The 19,596-nt window shown below is 72.4% G+C and carries 19 protein-coding genes, 1 tRNA gene and 1 pseudogene; 12 read left to right on the top strand and 9 right to left on the bottom strand.

Annotation, left to right across the window (positions count from 1 at the left end; all coding sequences use genetic code 11):
- Window positions 1-113: pseudogene (locus ABTX81_RS19315) on the bottom strand (ABC transporter ATP-binding protein); the annotation flags it as partial.
- Window positions 114-530: 417 nt separating this feature from the next.
- On the opposite strand from ABTX81_RS19315, the gene ABTX81_RS19310 reads away from it, so the two are divergent.
- The 3 genes from ABTX81_RS19310 (at window position 531) to ABTX81_RS19300 (ending at window position 2,170) form a co-directional block, all read left to right on the top strand.
- Window positions 531-612: transfer RNA gene (locus ABTX81_RS19310), tRNA-Leu, on the top strand.
- 140 nt (window positions 613-752) lie between these two features.
- Window positions 753-1,664, top strand: coding sequence for a Bax inhibitor-1/YccA family protein (locus tag ABTX81_RS19305; RefSeq protein WP_350547057.1), 912 nt, complete (start codon window positions 753-755; stop codon window positions 1,662-1,664).
- Window positions 1,665-1,756: 92 nt separating this feature from the next.
- Window positions 1,757-2,170 carry a hypothetical protein gene (locus ABTX81_RS19300; protein ID WP_350547054.1) on the top strand — a complete coding sequence of 138 codons (414 nt, stop codon included), beginning with the start codon at window positions 1,757-1,759 and terminating at the stop codon, window positions 2,168-2,170.
- A 119-nt stretch (window positions 2,171-2,289) separates the two neighbouring features.
- Here ABTX81_RS19300 and ABTX81_RS19295 read toward each other — a convergent pair whose 3' ends face one another.
- From ABTX81_RS19295 to ABTX81_RS19285, 3 genes are all read right to left on the bottom strand, one after another.
- Window positions 2,290-3,234, bottom strand: coding sequence for a hypothetical protein (locus ABTX81_RS19295; protein WP_350547051.1), 945 nt, complete (start codon window positions 3,232-3,234; stop codon window positions 2,290-2,292).
- 302 nt (window positions 3,235-3,536) lie between these two features.
- The gene (locus ABTX81_RS19290; protein ID WP_350547048.1) at window positions 3,537-4,757 is read right to left on the bottom strand and encodes an acetyl-CoA C-acetyltransferase; all 1,221 of its coding nucleotides are present in this window, start codon (window positions 4,755-4,757) and stop codon (window positions 3,537-3,539) included.
- 63 nt (window positions 4,758-4,820) lie between these two features.
- Window positions 4,821-5,906 carry an SGNH/GDSL hydrolase family protein gene (locus ABTX81_RS19285; RefSeq protein ID WP_350547045.1) on the bottom strand — a complete coding sequence of 362 codons (1,086 nt, stop codon included), beginning with the start codon at window positions 5,904-5,906 and terminating at the stop codon, window positions 4,821-4,823.
- Between the two features lie 202 nt (window positions 5,907-6,108).
- On the opposite strand from ABTX81_RS19285, the gene ABTX81_RS19280 reads away from it, so the two are divergent.
- From ABTX81_RS19280 to ABTX81_RS19265, 4 genes are all read left to right on the top strand, one after another.
- The gene (locus ABTX81_RS19280) at window positions 6,109-7,512 is read left to right on the top strand and encodes a cystathionine beta-synthase (protein WP_350547042.1); all 1,404 of its coding nucleotides are present in this window, start codon (window positions 6,109-6,111) and stop codon (window positions 7,510-7,512) included.
- 453 nt (window positions 7,513-7,965) lie between these two features.
- Entirely contained in the window at window positions 7,966-8,304 is a 339-nt protein-coding gene (locus ABTX81_RS19275) for a hypothetical protein (protein WP_350547040.1), read from the top strand.
- Between the two features lie 180 nt (window positions 8,305-8,484).
- On the top strand, window positions 8,485-9,834 hold the full coding sequence (locus ABTX81_RS19270; protein WP_350547038.1) for a L,D-transpeptidase: 1,350 nt from the start codon (window positions 8,485-8,487) through the stop codon (window positions 9,832-9,834).
- 399 nt (window positions 9,835-10,233) lie between these two features.
- Window positions 10,234-10,734 carry a DUF1203 domain-containing protein gene (locus ABTX81_RS19265; RefSeq protein ID WP_350547035.1) on the top strand — a complete coding sequence of 167 codons (501 nt, stop codon included), beginning with the start codon at window positions 10,234-10,236 and terminating at the stop codon, window positions 10,732-10,734.
- Window positions 10,735-10,762: 28 nt separating this feature from the next.
- On the opposite strand, the gene ABTX81_RS19260 is transcribed toward ABTX81_RS19265, so the two are convergent.
- Together ABTX81_RS19260 and msrA are read right to left on the bottom strand one after the other, a co-directional pair.
- A complete protein-coding gene (locus ABTX81_RS19260; RefSeq protein WP_350547033.1) occupies window positions 10,763-11,131 on the bottom strand; it encodes a cupin domain-containing protein in 369 nt (122 codons plus the stop codon).
- 116 nt (window positions 11,132-11,247) lie between these two features.
- Entirely contained in the window at window positions 11,248-11,913 is a 666-nt protein-coding gene (gene msrA, locus ABTX81_RS19255; RefSeq protein ID WP_350547031.1) for a peptide-methionine (S)-S-oxide reductase MsrA, read from the bottom strand.
- A gap of 143 nt (window positions 11,914-12,056) precedes the next feature.
- On the opposite strand from msrA, the gene ABTX81_RS19250 reads away from it, so the two are divergent.
- Complete coding sequence (locus ABTX81_RS19250) at window positions 12,057-13,211, top strand: cystathionine gamma-synthase (RefSeq protein ID WP_350547028.1); 1,155 nt, start codon at window positions 12,057-12,059, stop codon at window positions 13,209-13,211.
- Window positions 13,212-13,215: 4 nt separating this feature from the next.
- On the opposite strand, the gene ABTX81_RS19245 is transcribed toward ABTX81_RS19250, so the two are convergent.
- Window positions 13,216-13,704, bottom strand: a complete 489-nt coding sequence (locus ABTX81_RS19245; RefSeq protein WP_350547026.1) for a MarR family winged helix-turn-helix transcriptional regulator — start codon at window positions 13,702-13,704, stop codon at window positions 13,216-13,218.
- 122 nt (window positions 13,705-13,826) lie between these two features.
- On the opposite strand from ABTX81_RS19245, the gene ilvA reads away from it, so the two are divergent.
- From ilvA to ABTX81_RS19230, 3 genes are all read left to right on the top strand, one after another.
- Window positions 13,827-15,038, top strand: a complete 1,212-nt coding sequence (gene ilvA / locus ABTX81_RS19240) for a threonine ammonia-lyase (protein ID WP_350547024.1) — start codon at window positions 13,827-13,829, stop codon at window positions 15,036-15,038.
- Between the two features lie 252 nt (window positions 15,039-15,290).
- Window positions 15,291-16,331, top strand: a complete 1,041-nt coding sequence (locus ABTX81_RS19235) for an ATP-binding cassette domain-containing protein (protein WP_350547022.1) — start codon at window positions 15,291-15,293, stop codon at window positions 16,329-16,331.
- A 1-nt stretch (window position 16,332) separates the two neighbouring features.
- Complete coding sequence (locus ABTX81_RS19230) at window positions 16,333-17,190, top strand: ABC transporter permease (RefSeq protein WP_350547020.1); 858 nt, start codon at window positions 16,333-16,335, stop codon at window positions 17,188-17,190.
- 67 nt (window positions 17,191-17,257) lie between these two features.
- On the opposite strand, the gene greA is transcribed toward ABTX81_RS19230, so the two are convergent.
- Both greA and ABTX81_RS19220 read right to left on the bottom strand, forming a co-directional pair.
- Window positions 17,258-17,755 carry a transcription elongation factor GreA gene (gene greA / locus ABTX81_RS19225; protein ID WP_350547018.1) on the bottom strand — a complete coding sequence of 166 codons (498 nt, stop codon included), beginning with the start codon at window positions 17,753-17,755 and terminating at the stop codon, window positions 17,258-17,260.
- A gap of 272 nt (window positions 17,756-18,027) precedes the next feature.
- On the bottom strand, window positions 18,028-18,438 hold the full coding sequence (locus ABTX81_RS19220) for a DUF4307 domain-containing protein (RefSeq protein ID WP_350547016.1): 411 nt from the start codon (window positions 18,436-18,438) through the stop codon (window positions 18,028-18,030).
- A 240-nt stretch (window positions 18,439-18,678) separates the two neighbouring features.
- Between ABTX81_RS19220 and mca the strand changes: the two genes are divergently transcribed.
- Window positions 18,679-19,584 carry a mycothiol conjugate amidase Mca gene (gene mca, locus ABTX81_RS19215; RefSeq protein ID WP_350547013.1) on the top strand — a complete coding sequence of 302 codons (906 nt, stop codon included), beginning with the start codon at window positions 18,679-18,681 and terminating at the stop codon, window positions 19,582-19,584.
- Window positions 19,585-19,596 lie beyond the last annotated feature (12 nt).

The following is a 19,596-nucleotide window of genomic DNA, read 5'->3' as shown; positions in this document are numbered from 1 at the left end:
ACGTTGTCGAGGGCGACGACGCGGGTCTCCCCCTCCCCGTAGACCTTGTTCAGGCCGGTGGCGCGGGCGGCCGCCCGGCCGGTACGGACGGCGGTTGCGGTCGACGTGGTCACGGGGGTGCTCCTCGGGGCTCGGCAGAGAGGGGGCGCGCCGCCGTGGGTGCGGCGCGGAAAGAAAAGCTCGGGCGGCCGTGCCCTTCCAGGGCTGTCCGGCCGTATCTCCATGCTCCGCCGGGTGATCATGGTTTCTCGTCGCTCCGCCGGACGGTTGGCCCGACCACCGCTGGGCGTACGCCCAGGTGGCGCCCTCCTCCTGCGGTATGACACGAACCCTGACCGGAAGGGCGGTGGCCGGAACGAGCGGGTTCGGTGGCCAAATCACGAACTGTTCGTCAGATGGCAAGGAAACATGACAACTTCCCCGCCTTGGAACATGCGAAAGAGGAGGCCGGGCGACTAGGCTCAGGGGTGGCCCGCGCGGGCGGCGGAGCGTTGCTCTCCGCTCCGTCGGCGGGGCCGGGTCCGCAGGACGCCCAGATGGTGGAACGCAGACACGGGCAGCTTAAAACTGCTTGGCCGAAAGGCCGTGCCGGTTCGAGTCCGGCTCTGGGCACGTGCTTGCTCGCGGGGACGCCGAAGGGCGTCCCCGCCGGAGTAGCGGCCGAATCCTTCTCGCGGCGGATGCCGATTCCTTTGCCAAGCCATTACCCTGGTGGTTCGGGCGGTGCAGTGCCGCCACGGAGGGAATGAGCAATGAGAAGCAGCAACCCGGTCTTCTCGCGGGAGGGGTCCTTCACCCGCGAGTCCGGCTACGCGGGTTTCGGGACCACCCAGACCCCGCCGGCCGGGGGCCAGTACGCCACCAACCCCTACGGCAACAATCCGTACGGCAACAACCCGTACGCGAACAGCCCCTACGCCGCCCAGCAGCCCCAGGGCGAGGCGCCGCTGACCGACGCGCAGCTCGCCGAGATGTACAACGCGCCGTCCGCCGGTCCGCTGGCGACCGGCCGGATGACGCTCGACGACGTGGTCGCGCGCACCGCGATGACGCTGCTGACCCTGGTCGCGGCCGGCGGCCTGGCCTGGTTCGCCCTGCCGGAGCGGAACTTCGGTCTGGCCGGCGGCGCCTCGCTGATCGCCTTCGTGATCGGCATGGTGATCTCGTTCAAGCGGAGCGTCAGCCCGCCGCTGATCCTGCTCTACGCGGGCCTCCAGGGCTTCGCGCTCGGGGCGATCACCAAGGTGTTCAACACCATGTGGCCGGGCATCGCGATCCAGGCGGTGCTGGGTACCGCGGCGGTCTTCGCGGCGATGCTGATCGCCTACAAGACCGGCCGGATCCGGGTCACCCCGCGCTACACCCGGATCGGCATCGCGATCGCCATGGGCTTCGTGCTGCTGATGCTGATCAACCTGGTCGCGTCGATGTTCGGCGCCGACATGGGGCTGCGTTCCGGCCCGCTGGGCATCGTGGTCGGCCTGATCGGCATCGGCCTGGGCGCCTTCTTCCTCTCGCTGGACTTCGCCGCGGTCGAGGAGGCCATCGCGCACGGCGCCCCGCAGAAGGAGGCCTGGCGGGCCGCCTTCGGGCTCACCCTGTCGCTGGTCTGGATCTACGTCGAGATGCTGCGGCTGATCGCGATCCTGCGCGGCGACGACTGATCCTCCGTCGCACCATCACTGCCGCCGGGCCCCGGAGCCACCCGCTCCGGGGCCCGGCGGCTTTCCGCGTCCGCGCCCCGTATGCTCGCGGCATGTCCGAGACGTCCGATGAGAACACCCTGGTAGCAGCCGTCGACGCGCTGGCGGACCGGTTCCGCTCGATGCCGCAGAGCCGGCTGCTGGGCGCCGTCCCCGGGCACCCCTCGCGGGCGGCGGCCGGGCTGGCGCTGGCCCGCCGGCTGGCCGCGGCGGCGCAGGCCGCCGAGGCGGTACGGCCGGACGGCGGCGCGGACGGGGGCGTGGACGGCGGGTCGCCGCACGAGCTGCCGGACGCCGGGGCGTTCGCCGTCGGCGACCAGCTCGCGGTGGTCGGCCACGACCTGGCGGCGGCGCTGGCCGTGCTGCCCGCGGCCGCCGCGGTGGCGCTGCCGGACGGGCCGGCGACGGCGGAGGCGGTGCGGGAACGGGCCCTGCGGTGGCTCGCGGAGACCACGGCGGCCGTCTGACCGCCCGACGGTTCTGACCACCCGGCACACGGCCCACGGCACCCGGAAGAAGCCGAGGGGCCGACCGGATCGGTAACCCCTTGATCCGGTCGGCCCCTCGGCCTGTCTGGCGCGTCGGGTCAGATGCTGGCCACCACCCGGTCGGCGAGCACGTACACGGCGTCCTCGTCGGTGGAGAAGGTCAGCGAGTAGGAGCCGGAGAACCGCGAGCCGCCGAGCAGCCGGACGTCCTCGTCGGCCCGGACGGCGTCGATCAGCCGGTACGCGGCCTCACGGTCGCCCGGGGCCACGCAGAGCGTGGTGCCGTCGGCGAAGGCGTACACGTCCAGGGTGCCGAGCGGGCCGGGCCGGACGTCGATCAGCGCGACGCCCTCCTCGGCGAGCGTGCTCAGCCGGGTGTCGGTCCACTCCCGGGACGGCGCCTGGCTGGGGACGAAGTCGGGGTGCGAGGGGTGGCGGCGCGGGTCGGGCGCGGCGACCGGGGCCTCCTCGACGGCCGACTCGGCGTCCAGCAGTCCGGCCTCCAGGCCGGTGGCCAGCAGATCGGCCTCGCGGCGGGCCCGGGCGTCACCGGCGGTCTCGCCGGCCGGGGCGCCGGCCGGGTGGCCGGGGCGCAGCGGGGCGCCGCCCTCGGTGTCGGGCTCGGCCGGGCGGACGCCGCCCTCGTTGATCAGGTCCTCCAGCGCGGAGCGCAGCGCCTCGCCGAACTCCGGGTCCATGGTGCCCGCGTTGTCGGCCGCCTCGCTCGGCCCGGTCGGGCGGGGGAAGAAGAGCGGCCACTCGTCGGTGGTGTTGAAGACGCTGGCGAAGGGGGAGTCGAACAGTGGCGCGTCCTCGGCCGCGCGGGCCTCCTGCTCGGCCCAGAACGTCCGGGCCTCGGTGATCTCCCGCTCGCGGTCGGCGGCCAGCGCGTCGGCGACGGCCCGGCGTATCGCCGCCTCGTCGACGGCCGGGGCGGCGGCGGCCCGCGCGTCCAGCCGGCGGGAGATTCCCCGGAGGTGGAGCAGCACGGCGGTCGACACGGCGATCAGGATCAGCAGCAGGATGGTGTAGACGGCGCTCACGGAACGTACTCCTAGCGAGGAGTGGAACGGGGTTACGCCTCCACAGTGCCGCATCCGGCCCTGTTGCCGCAGTGGCGAATGTCCACTTTGTCAGTGACTTTCGCTCTTGTCCCCAAATTGTTAGGTAGTCCCGCTCTACGCTGCGGAGTTGATCCGCTCCGCACCGTCGATTTCCGGTGCGGAAATGACAGAAAAGAGGGCCGGATCGACCTCTCGGTGTGATCCGGCCCTCAATTACGCTGCGTCACTCCAAATGGGTGGTCTGGACCCTTCGGGGTTGACCGGCGGAGGGGGGAAGCGGGTCAGCTGAGCCGCTCGATGACCATCGCCATGCCCTGGCCGCCGCCGACGCACATGGTCTCCAGGCCGAACTGCTTGTCGTGCCACTGCAGGGAGTTGATCAGGGTGGTGGTGATCCGGGCGCCGGTCATGCCGAAGGGGTGGCCGACCGCGATCGCGCCGCCGTTGACGTTCAGCCGGTCCAGGTCGATGCCCAGGTCCCGGTAGGACGGGATCACCTGGGCGGCGAAGGCCTCGTTGATCTCGACCAGGTCGATGTCGCCGATGCTCAGGCCGGCCCGCTTGAGCGCCTGCTTCGACGCCTCGACCGGGCCGTAGCCCATGATCTCGGGGGAGAGCGCGCTGACCCCGGTGGAGACCACCCGGGCGAGCGGGGTGATGCCCAGCTCGCGGGCCTTGGTGTCGGACATGACGACCAGCGCGGCGGCGCCGTCGTTCAGCGGGCAGCAGTTACCGGCGGTCACGGTGCCGTCCGGGCGGAACACCGGCTTCAGGCCGGAGACGCCCTCCAGGGTGACGCCCGCGCGCGGGCCGTCGTCCTTGCCGACCACGGTGCCGTCCGGCAGCGTGACCGGGGTGATCTCGCGCTCCCAGAAGCCGGCCTCGATGGCGGCCTCGGCGAGGTTCTGCGAGCGCACGCCGAACTCGTCCTGCTCGGCGCGGGTGATGCCCTTGAGCGCGGCGAGGTTCTCGGCGGTCTGGCCCATCGCGATGTAGGCGTCCGGCAGCAGCCCGTCCTCACGCGGGTCGTGCCACTCGCCGCCACCCTCCTCGGCGCGCTTGGCGGTGCGCGCCCGGGCCTCGTCGAACAGCGGGTTCATGGTGCCCGGCAGGCCGTCCGAGGTGCCGTGCACGCTGCGCGAGACGGTCTCCACGCCGGCCGAGATGAAGACGTCGCCCTCGCCGGCCTTGATCGCGTGCAGCGCCATCCGCGTGGTCTGCAGCGAGGAGGAGCAGTAGCGGGTGATGGTGGCGCCGGGCAGGTAGTCCATGCCCATCTGCACCGCCACGATGCGGGCCAGGTTGTGGCCCTGCTCGCCGCCGGGCAGGCCGCAGCCGAGCATCAGGTCGTCGATCTCGCGCGGGTCGAGCTGCGGCACCTTGGCCAGGGCGGCCTGGATGATGTGCGCGGTCAGGTCGTCCGGGCGGACGTCCTTCAGCGAGCCCTTGAAGGCCCGGCCGATCGGCGAACGGGTGGCGCTGACGATGACGGCTTCGGGCATGGCGGGCTCCTCGCTGAGTGGCGGGCGGACAGGCGTCCGGGAGGAAAGTTACCGTCTGGTAGTTCAGTCGTCATCCGCCCCGGTGTGTGAGCTGGCCGACGTGTTCCCGCCGGTCGGGCGGCCCCCGGCGGGGGCCTCCGCGGCGGCTCCGGAGCCCGGCATGCCGACCCGCAGCCGGTGGCGCAGCAGCGCCCAGCGCCCGGCCGCGCCCGCCTCGCCGCCGACCGCCGCCACCTCCGAGCCGGACCGTCCGGCCGCGGCCGCCGCGGCCACCGCCACCGGCAGGACGGCCTCGCCGGGGACCGTCCCGTCCGGCCGGTCCTCCTGCGGCCAGAGGTCCAGCGCGGAGCAGACCGAGGGCAGCACGGCCATCGCGGCGGTCGCGTAGCCCTGGGCCGAGGGGTGGTAGCGGTCGGCGGCGAACATCTCCGGCCGGGCCGCGAACTCCGGCCCGAGCAGCGAGCCGAGCGAGACCGTCCGGCCGCCCGCCTCCACCACGGCGATGGTCTGCGCGGCGGCCAGCTGGCGGCTCAGCCGGCGGGCCACCCAGCGCAGCGGCGGGCGGACCGGCTTGATCGTCCCGAGGTCCGGGCAGGTGCCGACCACCACCTGGCAGCCGCGGGCGCGCAGCGCGGCGACCGTCTCGCCGAGCTGGCGCACCGCGAGCTGGGCCGGGCTGTGCCGGGTCACGTCGTTGGCGCCGACCATGATCACGGCGATGTCGGGCCGGTGCGCCAAGGCCTGGTCCAGCTGGCCGGCCAGATCGGCGGAGCGGCCGCCGGAGAACGCCACGTTGACCAGCCGGACCGGGCGCTCGGCGACCGAGGCGAGTCCGGCGGCGAGCAGCGCGCCCGGTGTCTCGCGGGCCCGCAGCACCCCCAGGCCGGCCGCGGTGGAGTCACCGAGGAAGGCCAGCACCAGCGGCGGCTGCGGCGCGGCGGAGGTGTCGGCGAACGCCTCGCCGTAGACGCCGTCGGCCTTCGGCGGGGTGCCCTCCAGGATGCCGATGGCCTGGACGGCCAGTTTGCTCTCGGTCAGCAGCAGGCCCACCAGGCCCACGCCCAGTACGCCGAGCCCGCCGCCGCCGTACGCCGCCGCGGTGGCGATCCGGCGGGCCACCCGGGCCCGTGACTCCTGTGCCGTCGGCATCCGGTGCCCCCTTCGCGTCCTCGTGCCACCCGGTGAAGGGCCGCTCCCGATGCGTGTACACCCCTAGTACCCGCGATCGCCCCGGCCTACGACGGGGGTGGTCCGTTCGTGGGGCGCGAGGGCCCTCCGGGGCGCGTGGTACGGCCTAGGCTTTGCAGTACCGAAAGCGCCATTGCATGCCCACAGACCGGGAGGACCCCCCGTGCGGTACCACAACTCGATCATCGACCTGGTCGGCAACACCCCGCTGGTCAAGCTGAACAAGGTCACCGAGGGGATCAGCGCGACCGTGCTCGCCAAGGTCGAGTACTTCAACCCCGGCGGCTCGGTGAAGGACCGCATCGCGATGCGCATGATCGAGGCCGCCGAGGCCTCCGGCGCCCTCAAGCCGGGCGGCACCATCGTCGAGCCGACCTCCGGGAACACCGGTGTCGGCCTGGCGATCGTGGCCCAGCAGAAGGGCTACAAGTGCATCTTCGTCTGCCCCGACAAGGTCTCCACCGACAAGATCAACACGCTGCGCGCCTACGGCGCCGAGGTGGTCGTCTGTCCGACCGCCGTGGCCCCCGAGCACCCGGACTCGTACTACAACGTCTCCGACCGCCTGGTCCGCGAGACGCCGAACGCCTGGAAGCCGGACCAGTACTCCAACCCGGACAACCCGGCCTCGCACTACCACTCCACCGGTCCGGAGCTGTGGGAGCAGACCGAGGGCCGGATCACCCACTTCGTGGCGGGCGTCGGCACCGGCGGCACCATCTCCGGCACCGGCAACTACCTGAAGGAGGTCTCCGGCGGCAAGGTCAAGGTGATCGGCGCCGACCCGGAGGGCTCGGTCTACTCGGGCGGCACCGGCCGGCCGTACCTGGTCGAGGGCGTCGGTGAGGACTTCTGGCCGACCGCCTACGACCGCACCGTCGCGGACGGCATCGTCGCCGTCTCCGACAAGGACTCCTTCCAGATGACCCGCCGCCTGGCCAAGGAGGAGGGCCTGCTGGTCGGCGGCTCCTGCGGCATGGCGGTCGTCGCCGCGCTGGAGGTGGCCCGCGAGCTCGGCCCGGACGACGTCGTCGTGGTGCTGCTGCCGGACGGCGGCCGCGGCTACCTGTCGAAGATCTTCAACGACGACTGGATGGCCGACTACGGCTTCCTGCCGTCCGCCACCGACGAGGCGCACATCGGCGAGGTGCTGGCCCGCAAGGACGCCATCGAGCACGAGGGCATCCCGCAGTTCGTCCACATGCACCCCAACGAGACGGTCTCCGAGGCGGTCCGGGTGCTGCGCGAGTACGGCGTCTCGCAGATGCCGGTGGTCTCGCCGGGCGCCGGTCACCCGGACATCATGGCCGGCGAGGTGATCGGCTCGGTGGTGGAGAAGCTGCTGCTGGAGGGCGTCTTCGCGGGCGACATCCAGCTGACCGACACGCTGGACAAGGTGATGTCCAAGCCGCTGCCGGTGGTCGGCTCGGGCGAGACCGTCACCAACCTGATGACGGTGCTGGAGAAGGCCGACGCCGCGGTGGTGCTGGTGGAGGGCAAGCCGCAGGGCATCGTCACCCGCCAGGACCTGCTGGGCTTCCTGACCGGCAGCCGCGCCGGGCACTGAGGCCGGGTCAGCCGCCGACCCCGACCCGGCGGCTGAGCACCCGGGGGCGGAGCCTCCGTTTCCGGGCGAACTGGTACACCGGCGTCATCTCCGTGCAGCACGGGCTTAACACGGCTGCGCCATCGTTGTGCTCACGGCAAGACGCCGAGCGAGACGGTGGCGACGACCGGGAGCGGCTCCCCGGCGGCGCGGCCCGTCTCGGGCACGTCGGTCGGTCCTGACCGGCCGGTGGTGTCCCTGCCCGCGGAGACGCCGTCGTCCCGCCCCTGCCCGGCCCCGGCCGGCCGCCAGGGTGTGGCGGCTCCCCGGGCGACCGCGCCGCTTGGCGCGTCTCCGCGGCTCCCGGGTGGGGGAGCCCGGCGGAGGCGGCGGGGCCGGTTCCCTCTCCGGAGGGGACCGGCCCCGCCCACGTTCTGCACGTTGACATGGCCGCCTTCCCGTAATCTCACTGCCATGACCAGCACTGACACGACCGGCCAGGACACCCCGCGGTACGTCCGGCTCAGCATCGAGCTCATCGCCGAGATCACCGACGAGGGCGCCCTCAAGGCGGCGGCCCTCCAGCAGGTGGCGGACGACGAGTACCTCGACGACGACGAGCGCGCGCAGTCCGTCGACGCCATCGAGGTGGACCCGTCGGGCTCGCTCGCGCACTTCATCGACCCGGTGGCGCTGCTCGGCGACGTCCCGGGGGTCGAGCTCGCCTCGGCGACCTGGGAGTCGGCGAAGACCGACTTCGACCCGGAGGGTGACGAGTGGGACGAGTACACCGTGGAGGAGCCCGCCGAGTAAGGCGCGCCCGTCACAGCCCGTGAATGCCCGGTCTGCTGTCCGCAGACCGGGCATTTGTCCATATTTGGCGCCGAGTTTCGGATTCTCGTACGATCGCAGATCGTTGGTGATGGAACCGTGAACGCACGGATTGCGTTTCTGTATCCGTAATGCCCGGATGATCAGCAGGGAGTGGGCGACGTGACGGCACGGGAAGGTCGGGGCCGAGCGGCCGGGAGCAGCTGGAGCCGACGTGGCGTACTGGCGGGCCTGATCGGCGCCCCGGTCCTGCTGCTGGCGGCCTGCAACGACAGCAAGAGCACCGAAGCCGGCGCCGCCTCCGGCACCGGCACCGGCGGCGACGGCGGATCGGGCACTGCGGGCGGCGGCACCGGCGGCACCGGCGGCACCGGTGGTACGGCCACCGGCGGCGCGCAGCCCACGCCCACCGCCTCCAGCACCCCGACTCCGAAGACCTCGGCCGCCGTGATCACCGTCACTCCGGCCGACGGCGCCACCGCCGCCAGCTTCAGCGAGCCGGTCCGGGTCGCCGTGGCCGGCGGCGCCCTCACCACGGTCAAGGTCGCCGACTCCACCGGCAAGGCGCTGGCCGGCGAGCTGTCCGCCGACGGCACCGTCTGGACCTCCGCCGCCGCCCCGGCCAGCGGCACCAAGTACACGGTGTCCGCGGTCGCCTTCGACAAGGAGAAGCTGGAGGCCGACGCCAACGCCGTCTTCACCACGGCGACGCCGGCCAACACCTTCGTCGGCTACTTCACCCCCGAGGACGGCTCGGTCGTCGGCGTCGGCATGCCGGTCTCGATCAACTTCAGCAAGCCGGTCACCGACCGCAAGGCGGTCCAGCAGGCGATCACCGTGATAGCCGAGCCGGGCGTCGAGATCGTCGGGCACTGGTTCTCCAGCACCCGCCTCGACTTCCGGCCGCGGGAGTACTGGGCCAAGGGCACCAAGGTGACCGTCAAGCTCCGGCTGAAGGACGTGCAGGGCGCCAAGGGCGTCTACGGCACCCAGTCCAAGGACGTCCGCTTCACCATCGGCCGCGCGCAGACCAGCGTCGCCGACCTCGCCACCAAGAAGCTCACCGTCACCACGGACGGCCAGGTCAGCGCCGTCTACGCGATCTCCGGCGGCTCGCCCGAGTACCGCACCTGGGGCGGCCGGATGGTGATCACCGAGCAGTACCAGCAGACCCGGATGAACTCGCAGACCGTCGGCCTCGGCAGCGAGTACGACATCCCGGACGTGCCGCACGCGATGCGGCTCAGCACCTCCGGCACCTTCATCCACGGCAACTACTGGTCCCCGTCGTCGATCTTCGGCAGCCAGAACACCAGCCACGGCTGCGTCGGTCTGCGCGACGTCAAGGGCGGCCAGGACGCGAGCGCGGACGGCTACAAGTTCTACAAGAGCTCGATGATCGGCGACGTGGTCGAGGTCGTGAACTCCGGCGACAAGACCGTCGCGCCGTCCAACGGCCTCAACGGCTGGAACATGGGCTGGGCCGACTGGAAGGCCGGCAGCGCGATCTGACGCCCCGGCGGGCGCTCCCGATTTCCCGCCCGGGAGGACAGAACCTCCCCCGCCCCCCGAGGAGTCAGGGGGGTGTGAAACGCGAGCAGAGAGAGCGCCCGGACGCCGAGTTCAGCGCGTTCGTCGTCGGCGTCGGACCCCAGCTGATCAGGCTGGCCGAGCTGCTGACCGGCGATCCGCACCGGGCCCGGGACATCGTGCAGTCCGCGCTGGAGCGCGCCGTTCGGCTGCCGCGACGCCACCAGCGGCAACCTCGACCACAGTCGGCCCGACATCACCACGCAGAGCACCGGCGACGGCGAGCGGACCCTGGTGTCCGGGATGCACCTGGGCCCGGCGCCGAACGCGACGGCCGAAATCCGCCGGTGTGCCGGCGATCCGCACCGGGAGGGTGGGGGCATGACGACGACCTCCACCGCCCCGTCCGTGCTGACCGTCCGCCCGATCGACCCCGCCGTCCACGAGGCCCTGCTGGTGCGTGACGACGCCGGCCGGGCGCCCGTGCGCTCGGTCGACGGGACCGGCGGCGCCCCGCTGCGCTGCTGCCTGACCAGGGCGCGGGCCGGCGACCGGATCGCCCTGGTGAGCTACGCGCCGCTGCGGCGCTGGGCCGCCGGGACGGGCGCCGAGCCCGGCCCGTACGAGGAACTCGGCCCGGTCTTCGTGCACGACGGTCCGTGCGCCGGCCCGGCCGGCCGGGGCTGGCCGGAGGGTTTCCACCACGGGCGGCGGGTGGTGCGCGCGTACGACCGGCGCGGGCACATCCTCGGCGGCGAGCTGGTCGAGCCGGAGACCGCCGAGGCGGTCGCGGCGCGGCTGCTCGCCGACCCGCAGGTGGCCGTGCTGCACGTCCGCGCGGTGGAGTTCGGGTGCTTCATGCACGAGGTCCGGCGGGGCTGAGCACCGCCGGCCGGGTGCGGCCGGGCGCTCAGGAGTGCTTGGCGTACTCGCCGAAGCCCTGCCAGTCCAGGACGACCGCCGGTTCGTCGCCGACCACCCAGGCGTCGTGGCCGGGCGGGCAGACCATGAAGTCGCCGGGGCCGAAATCGGCCTCCTCGCCGTCGTCCATGACGATCTTCATCCGTCCGGAGACGACGTAGCCGACATGGGCCGACTGGCAGCTGTCCGTCTTCGCGATCGGCTTGATGTGCTCGGACCAGCGCCAGCCGGGCTGGAACACCGCCCGTCCGACGGCGCCGCCGTCCAGGTTGACCAGGCGCAACTCGCCCTTGTCCGCCTCGAACGGGCGGACCTCCTCGGGATCGGTGTCGAAGTTCCTGCGGATGAGACCGGCCATGAGGTCCTCCTCGGGACAGGGGCGGCCCCGCCACCAGGGACGGTGACGCGGCCGCCCAACCGGTCCTTCCAGTCTGCGCCTCCGGCACCCGGGTCGGGAACCCTGAGTGACGGCGGTCAGGCGTCCGTCCGGGCCACCCCGATCGGGCAGCTGGCACCGGTGCCGCCGAGGCCGCAGTAGCCGTTGGGGTTCTTGGCGTCCGAGAGGTACTGCTGGTGGTAGGGCTCGGCCGGGAAGAACGGGCCGGCCGGGGCGATCTCGGTGGTGATCGGGCCGAGGCCGAGCGCGGTCAGGGCCGGCTGGAAGGCGTCCCGGGTGGCGGTCGCGGCGGCGGCCTGGGCGGGGGAGTGGGTGTAGACCGCGGAGCGGTACTGGGTGCCCACGTCGTTGCCCTGGCGGTTGCCCTGGGTCGGGTCGTGCGCCTCCCAGAAGGTCTTCAGCAGCCGCTCGTAGGAGACCACCGAGGGGTCGTACACCACCCGGACCGCCTCGGTGTGCCCGGTCAGGCCGCTGCACACCTCCTCGTACGTCGGGTTCGGGGTGTGGCCGCCCTGGTAGCCGACCAGCGTCGTCCAGACGCCGGGCAGCCGCCAGAACGTCCGCTCGGCGCCCCAGAAGCAGCCCAGCCCGAAGTCCGCGACCTCCAGCCCGTCGGGGTACGGGCCGGTCAGCGGGTGACCGAGCACGGTGTGCGGCTCGCGCAGCGTGAACGCCGGGGTCTCCCGGCCGGGCAGCGCCTGGTCGGCGGGGACGAGCGAGGTCTTGTGGCGGTTGAACAGCACGGCCTGCTCCAACGGTTCGGGGAGGGTTGCGGACGTTCCAACGCGGCCGGAGCGCCGGGGATTCCGGGCGCCCGGCGGCATCCCGGCGGACCGGCCGGCGCCTTCCGGGGGGCGGCCGGCGGTTCGCCGACTACGCTCGGAGCATGACCGAGTACCAGCTTCCCCAGGGCTTCGAGACCCTCGCCATCCACGCGGGTCAGGAAGCAGACCCCCAGACCGGGGCCGTCGTCACGCCGATCTACCAGGTGTCCACCTACAAGCAGGACGGGGTGGGCGGCCTGCGGGGCGGTTACGAGTACAGCCGCAGCGCCAACCCGACCCGCACCGCGCTGGAGGAGTGCCTCGCCGCGCTGGAGGGCGGCGCCCGCGGCCTCGCCTTCGCCTCCGGGCTCGCCGCCGAGGACACCCTGCTGCGCACGATCCTCAAGCCGGGCGACCACATCGTGATCCCCAACGACGCCTACGGCGGCACCTTCCGGCTCTTCGCCAAGGTGCTGACCCGCTGGGGCGTCGAGTTCTCCGTGGCCAACACCCAGGACCTCGCCACCGTCCGCGAGGCGCTGCGCCCCAACACCCGCGCGGTGTGGGTGGAGACCCCGTCCAACCCGCTGCTGGGCATCACCGACCTGGCCGCGCTGGCCGAGATCGCGCACGGCGCCGGCGCGCTGCTGGTGGTCGACAACACCTTCGCCAGCCCCTACCTGCAGCAGCCGATCGCGCTCGGCGCCGACGTGGTCGTGCACTCGACCACCAAGTACATGGGCGGCCACTCGGACGTGGTCGGCGGCGCCCTGGTGATCGCCGAGGCGGGCCTCGGCGAGGAGGTCGCCTACCACCAGAACGCGATGGGCGCGGTCTCCGGCCCGTTCGACGCCTGGCTGGTGCTGCGCGGCATCAAGACCCTCGGCGTGCGGATGGACCGGCACAGCTCGAACGCCGAGAAGGTCGCCGAGCTGCTGGCGAGCCACCCCAAGGTCAGCCAGGTGCTGTACCCGGGCCTGCCCGGGCATCCCGGCCACGACATCGCGGCCAAGCAGATGAAGGCCTTCGGCGGCATGGTGTCGTTCCGGGTCAACGGCGGCGAGGAGGCGGCGGTCGAGGTCTGCAACCGGGCGCAGCTGTTCACCCTCGGCGAGTCGCTGGGCGGCGTGGAGTCGCTGATCGAGCACCCGGGCCGGATGACCCACGCCTCGGTGGCCGGCTCGGCGCTGGAGGTGCCCGCCGACCTGGTGCGCGTCTCCGTCGGCATCGAGTCGATCGACGACCTGCTGGCCGACCTCAAGCAGGCGCTGGGCTGAGGCCCTACGCGCCGCCGGCGCCCTGCCGGCCCGCCGTGTACTCCTCCATGGAGTGGTTGAAGCGGGCCAGCAGGGCGCAGAACGCCCGCTGCTCCTCGGGCGGCCAGCCGTCGACCAGCCGGCGGGTCAACTCGGTTCTCCCGGCCCGGACTTCGGCCAGCCGTCCGGCGCCGAGCGGGGTCAGCGCGAGCCGGACGGCGCGCCGGTCGGCCGGGTCCTGCACCCGGCCGACCAGGCCGGCCGCGACCAGCGGGGCGACCTGCCGGGTGACGGTGGAGGAGTCGACACCCAGCGCGTCGGCCAGCGCCTTGACGTTGGCGGGGCCGAGGCGCTCCAGCCGTTCGAGCAGCAGGTAGGCGGCCCGGACCAGGGCGGCCACCCCGTCGGAGCCGCGGACCTGTTCCATGCGGCGGGCGAACAGGGCCAGCTGGTACTGGAGTTGGGTGTGCACGGGGTCGGTGAGGTCGGGGGCCTGGGGCGAGGTCGTCGTCATCGCGGCTCACGATCGTCGTGCGGTGAGGAAGGCTCAGGAGCAGCAGCGTACGCGGGCCGGGCGAGCCCGGGAACAGGGCCGACGTCCCCGAACCGCGTGTCGCCGGCCCCTAGGCTGATGTCATGCACAGCTGGCCGATCACCCTCGATGATGTCCGCGGCGCCCAGAAGATGCTCGCCGGGGTCGCCCGGGTGACGCCGATGGAGGGCAGCCGCCACCTCTCCGCGCTGGTCGGTGCGCCCGTCCACCTGAAGTGCGAGAACCTCCAGCGCACCGGCTCGTTCAAGCTGCGCGGCGCGTATGTGCGGATCGCCGGCCTCTCGCCGGTGCAGCGGGCGAGCGGGGTGGTCGCGGCCAGTGCCGGGAACCACGCCCAGGGGGTGGCGCTGGCCGCCTCGCTGCTCGGGGTGCGCTCGACCGTCTTCATGCCGGTGTCCGCGCCGCTGCCGAAGATCGCCGCGACCCGGGAGTACGGCGCCGAGGTGCGGCTGCACGGGGCGACCGTCGACGAGACGCTTCAGGCGGCGCAGCGGTACGCGGAGTCGGGCGGCGCGGTCTTCATCCACCCGTTCGACCACCGGGACGTCGTGATCGGGCAGGCCACCGTCGGGCTGGAGATCCTGGAGCAGTGCCCCGAGGTGCGGACCATCCTGGTCGGGGTGGGCGGCGGCGGGCTGCTGGCCGGGATCGCGGCGGCGGTCAAGCCGCTGCGGCCGGACGTGCGGGTGATCGGGGTGCAGGCGGCGGCCGCGGCCGCGTACCCGCCCTCGCTGGCGGCGGGGCACCCGGTCACGCTGGAACGGTTCGCCACGATGGCGGACGGGATCATGGTCGGCCGGCCGGGGGACGTCCCGTTCGAGATCGTCAACACCCTGGCGGACGGCGTCCGGACGGTCTCCGAGGACTCGCTGTCCCGGGCCCTGCTACTCGGTCTGGAGCGGTTGAAGCTGGTGGTGGAACCGGCCGGGGCGGCTCCGGTCGCGGCGCTGCTGGAGCGGCCGGACTCCTTCGAGGGGCCGGTGGTGGCGGTGCTGTCCGGCGGCAACATCGACCCGCAGCTGATGCAGCGGGTGCTGCGGCACGGCCTGGCGGCGGCCGGCCGGTACCTCTCGCTGCGGGTGCGGCTGGCCGACCGGCCGGGCGCGCTGGCGGGCCTGCTCTCCGTGCTGACCAGGGTGGACGCCAATGTGCTGGACGTGGCGCACGTGCGGGTCGACCCGCAGCTGGGGCTGACCGAGGTGGAGGTGGACCTGCACCTGGAGACCAAGGGGCCGGAGCACTGCGCGGCGGTGCTCGGCGAGTTGCGGGGCGCGGGGTACGTGGTCTCGCGCTAGGCGCTCCGGTGGGGCGCTTCCGGGGGCGCTTCCGTGACAGTATGCCGTACACACGTTCGATACTTGACGCGATATATCGCGGCTGCCAGACTCGCGATACATCGCGTTCCTCTCCGCGTGCCGCTGCCGTGGCGGCGGAAAACGAGTCGCCCACATGCCCCCATCGGGGGCAAAGTGGGACAGACCACGCATGTTCATCGCCAGTTCCGTCCGCACAGTTCCGCCCTTCCTCCGAGGAGATGAGGCAGGCCCATGGCGCCAGCCATCCAAGCCGAGAACCTGGTCAAGACATTCGGCGACGTACGAGCCCTGGACGGCGTCAGCCTCGACGTCCCCGAGGGCACGGTGCTCGGGCTGCTCGGCCCGAACGGTGCCGGCAAGACCACCACCGTGCGCGTCCTCACCACCCTGCTCCAGCCCGATTCCGGCCGCGCGACGGTGGCCGGTGTCGACGTCCTCAAGCACCCGAACCAGGTGCGCAGCCTGATCGGCCTCTCCGGCCAGTACGCCGCCGTCGACGAGTACCTCACCGGCTTCGAGAACCTCCAGATGGTCGGCGAGCTGTACCAGATGCCGGTGCGCGAGGCGAAGGCCCGGGCGCTCGAACTGCTGGAGTGGTTCAACCTCACCGAGGCCAAGGACCGCACCGCCAAGACCTATTCGGGCGGCATGCGCCGGCGCCTCGACCTCGCCGCCGCCCTGGTCGTGCGCCCGCCGGTGATGTTCCTGGACGAGCCCACCACGGGCCTCGACCCGCGCAACCGGCTCGCCCTGTGGGAGGTCATCGAGACCCTGGTCGAGCAGGGCACCACGCTGCTGCTCACCACCCAGTACCTGGAGGAGGCCGACCGCCTCGCCCATGACATCGCCGTGGTCGACCACGGCAAGGTGATCGCGCGCGGCACCGCCGACCAGCTCAAGGCGCAGATCGGCGGCGAGCGGATCGAGGTCGTGGTGCAGCGGCCCGAGCTGGTCGGCGACGCGGTCGCGGCGCTCTCCTCCTACGCGCTCGGCGAGCCGGCGGTGGAGAAGAACACCCGGCGGATCACCGTCCCGGTCAGCGGCGGCGCCCGGGTGCTCGCCGACGTGATCCGCGAGCTGGACTCCCGCTCGATCGAGATCGACGACATCGGCCTGCGCCGGCCGACCCTGGACGACGTCTTCCTCTCGCTCACCGGCCACCACACCGAGGCCGAGGACGAGGAGGACGGCGCCGCCCGGGGCGAGGGACGCGGGCGGGGCAACGGCTCCGGCACCGGCAAGCAGGCCGTTCCGGCCGGGAAGGAGCTCTGAGATGGCCACGGCCACCGAGCACGCCATCGGCGGGGCGGTACCCCAGCAGCGCCGGGGCACGGCCGCCGTCCTGCACGACTCCTGGGTGGTCGCCAAGCGCAATCTGCGCCGGATGACCCGGATACCCGAGATCGTGATCTTCGGCCTGATGCAGCCGGTCATGTTCGTGCTGCTGTTCTCGTACGTCATGGGCGGCGCGATCAAGATCCCCGGGACGCAGTCCAGCTCCTCGGCGTACATCCAGTTCCTGATGGCGGGCATCTTCGCCCAGACCGTCACCTTCGCGGTGGCCGGCGCCTCGGCGGGCATCGCCGAGGACATGTCCAAGGGCCTGGTCGACCGGTTCCGCTCGCTGCCGATGGCCCGCTCGGCGGTCCTGGTCGGCCGCACGCTGGCGGACCTGTGCCAGACCGCGTTCACCATGGTGGTGCTGGCCCTGGTGGCGCTGCTGGTCGGCTGGCGGATCCACGAGGGGCTGCTGTCCGCGCTCGCCGCGTTCGGGCTGCTGCTCCTGCTCGGCTACGCCTTCTCCTGGATCGGCGCGCTGATCGGCCTCTCGGTGCGCAGCCCGGAGGCGGCCACCTCGGCCGGGCTGATCTGGCTCTTCCCGCTGACCTTCATCTCCAACGCCTTCGTGCCGGTCAGCTCGATGCCGGGCTGGCTGCAGGGGATCGCCTACTGGAACCCGTTCAGCGCCACCGTGCAGGCCTGCCGCAACCTCTTCGGCAACCAGGTGGGCCCGGTGGACGACGTGTGGCCGATGCAGCACGCCGAGCTGGTGTCGGTGCTCTGGTCGGTGGTGATCACCGCCGTCTTCTCCTGGCTGGCGGTGCGCAAGTACCGCTCCTCCGCCGGCTGAGCCGGACCGGAACGCGCGAAGGCGGCCGCGACAGTGCGCGGCCGCCTTCGGCGTGTCGGGGGAGGGATCAGCCGGCGTAGGGCTTGACCTCGATGATCTTGACCATGGCCTGCTTGCCGTTCGGCAGCTCGTAGGTCGCCTCGTCGCCGATGGTCTTGCCGTCGATCGCGCGGCCGAGCGGCGACTGCGGCGAGTAGATGTCCAGGTCGTCGTCGCCGACCTCGCGCGAGCCCAGCAGGAACTTCATGGTGTCGTCCTCGTCGCCGTCGAAGGCGACCGTGACGACCATGCCCGGAGCCACCACGCCGGAGTCCGCCGGGGCCTCGCCGACCTTGGCGCGCTCCAGGAGCTGGGTGAGCTGGCGGATCCGCAGCTCGTACTTGCCCTGCTCCTCCTTGGCGGCGTGATAGCCGGCGTTCTCCTTGAGGTCACCCTCCTCACGCGCGGCCTCGATCTTCTGCGCGATCTCGATCCGCCAGGGGCCGGTCAGGTGATCCAGCTCGGCCTTGAGCTGGTCGTAGCCGGACTGAGTGAGCCAGGTCACGTTCTCGCTGGTCTGGGTCACGGGTGCTCCTCGTAGGTGCTGGGGCTGTGCTGAGGGTGTGAGTCGTCAGCGTGTTGAGTGGTGCTGATATCGGTCTTAACTACAAAGCAACGCCCGCTCCCGTACCAGCTGGTGCGGAAGGGGCGAAACCACGAGCCTAACAACTCCCGCCGACAATCGGGAGGGTCGTTGGCCTGCCATTGACGACAGCGTTGCGCCAAGGTGTACAGGATCGGCGGACGGGGCTCCTCTACGGATGCCCGTTCCCCGGAGCGAATATGCCTGCCGTGCCGCTACTCGGGAGTACAGCCCAGCAGCTCGGCGGTGGTGCCGCGGGCGGTGGTCCGCAGGCTCACCACCGCGTCGTAGCTGTCGCCCTCGGCCGGGACCGGGAAGTCGGCCACCCCGACCACCGCGCCGTCCTCGCCCTGCGAGCGGACGGTGCAGCTGCCGGCCGTGCCGTCGCTCTTGCGCACCGCCAGGTGCAGCTGGAGCTCGCTGTCGGAGAGCGCCTGGAAGGTCGGCACCGCGCCGTTGATCTTCGTCTCGCGGATCAGGTAGGAGCCGCCCAGCCAGGCGATCAGGCCCAGCATCAGCACTCCGCAGACCGCGCCGGCCACCTTGAGCCGGCGGTCGCTCTCGCGGTCGCCGCGGCGCCCGTAGCGGTCCTCGGGCAGCTGCGGGGTCCGGGTGCCAGCGCTCATGGGGCTCAGTCCTCTCGTGGGGAGGGGGCCGCGCGGGTGGTGCGGGGGAATGCGGTGCTCCTCCAGTCCGTCACTATAGGAGGGGCACGCCCGCGGCCGGTCCGGCGGGGGCGGGCCCGGCCGTGTCGGCGCCCGGCGCGGCGGCCGGGTCCCGCGGTGACGCGGCCCCATGAGCGGCTCAGACGGTGGGCAGACCGGATTGCGCGGTACGCCCGGACATTTGTGGAAGGAACGCACGCGTTGACTGAGCAGTTGCGACTGATGGCGGTGCACGCCCACCCGGACGACGAGTCCAGCAAGGGCGCGGCGACCATGGCCATGTACGTCGACCAGGGGGTGGACGTGCTGGTGGCCACCTGCACCGGGGGGGAACGCGGTTCGGTCCTCAACCCGAAGCTGCAGGGCAAGCCGGAGATCGAGGAGAACATCCACGAGGTCCGGCGCAAGGAGATGGACGAGGCCCGCGCGATCCTCGGGGTCAAGCAGGCCTGGCTGGGCTTCGTGGACTCGGGTCTGCCGGAGGGCGACCCGCTGCCCCCGCTGCCCGAGGGCTGCTTCGCCCTGGAGGACGTCAAGGAGGCGGCCGAACCGCTGGTCCGCCTGATCCGGGAGTTCAAGCCGCAGGTCATCACGACCTACGACGAGAACGGCGGCTACCCGCACCCCGACCACATCATGACCCACAAGATCACCATGGTGGCCTTCGACGCCGCCGGCGACCCCGACGCGTACCCCGGGGCCGGCGAGCCCTGGCAGCCGCTGAAGCTGTACTACAACCACGGCTTCCCGATGGGCCGGATCCGCGCCCTGCACAAGTACCTCTCCGACAACGGCCACGACTCCCCCTACGGCGAGTGGATCGCCGGCTGGGAGAAGAGCGGCCGCCAGGAGCGGGAGATCACCACCCGGGTCCGCTGCGACGACTGGTTCGAGACCCGGGACCGCGCGCTGATCGCGCACGCCACCCAGATCGACCCGGACGGCCCGTGGTTCCGCGTCCCGCTGGAGGTCCAGCGCGAGGTGTGGCCCACCGAGGACTACGAGCTCGCCCGTACCCTGGTCGACGTGGACCTGCCGGAGGACGACCTGTTCGCCGGCCTGCGGACCCCCAGCCTGACGGCCGAGTCGGCCGACACGCGGGACTGAAGCACCCCCCGA

This window comes from Kitasatospora sp. NPDC097605 (assembly GCF_040302725.1).
Lineage (GTDB): Bacteria > Actinomycetota > Actinomycetes > Streptomycetales > Streptomycetaceae > Kitasatospora.
This window is presented reverse-complemented; position numbering and strand designations above follow the sequence as displayed.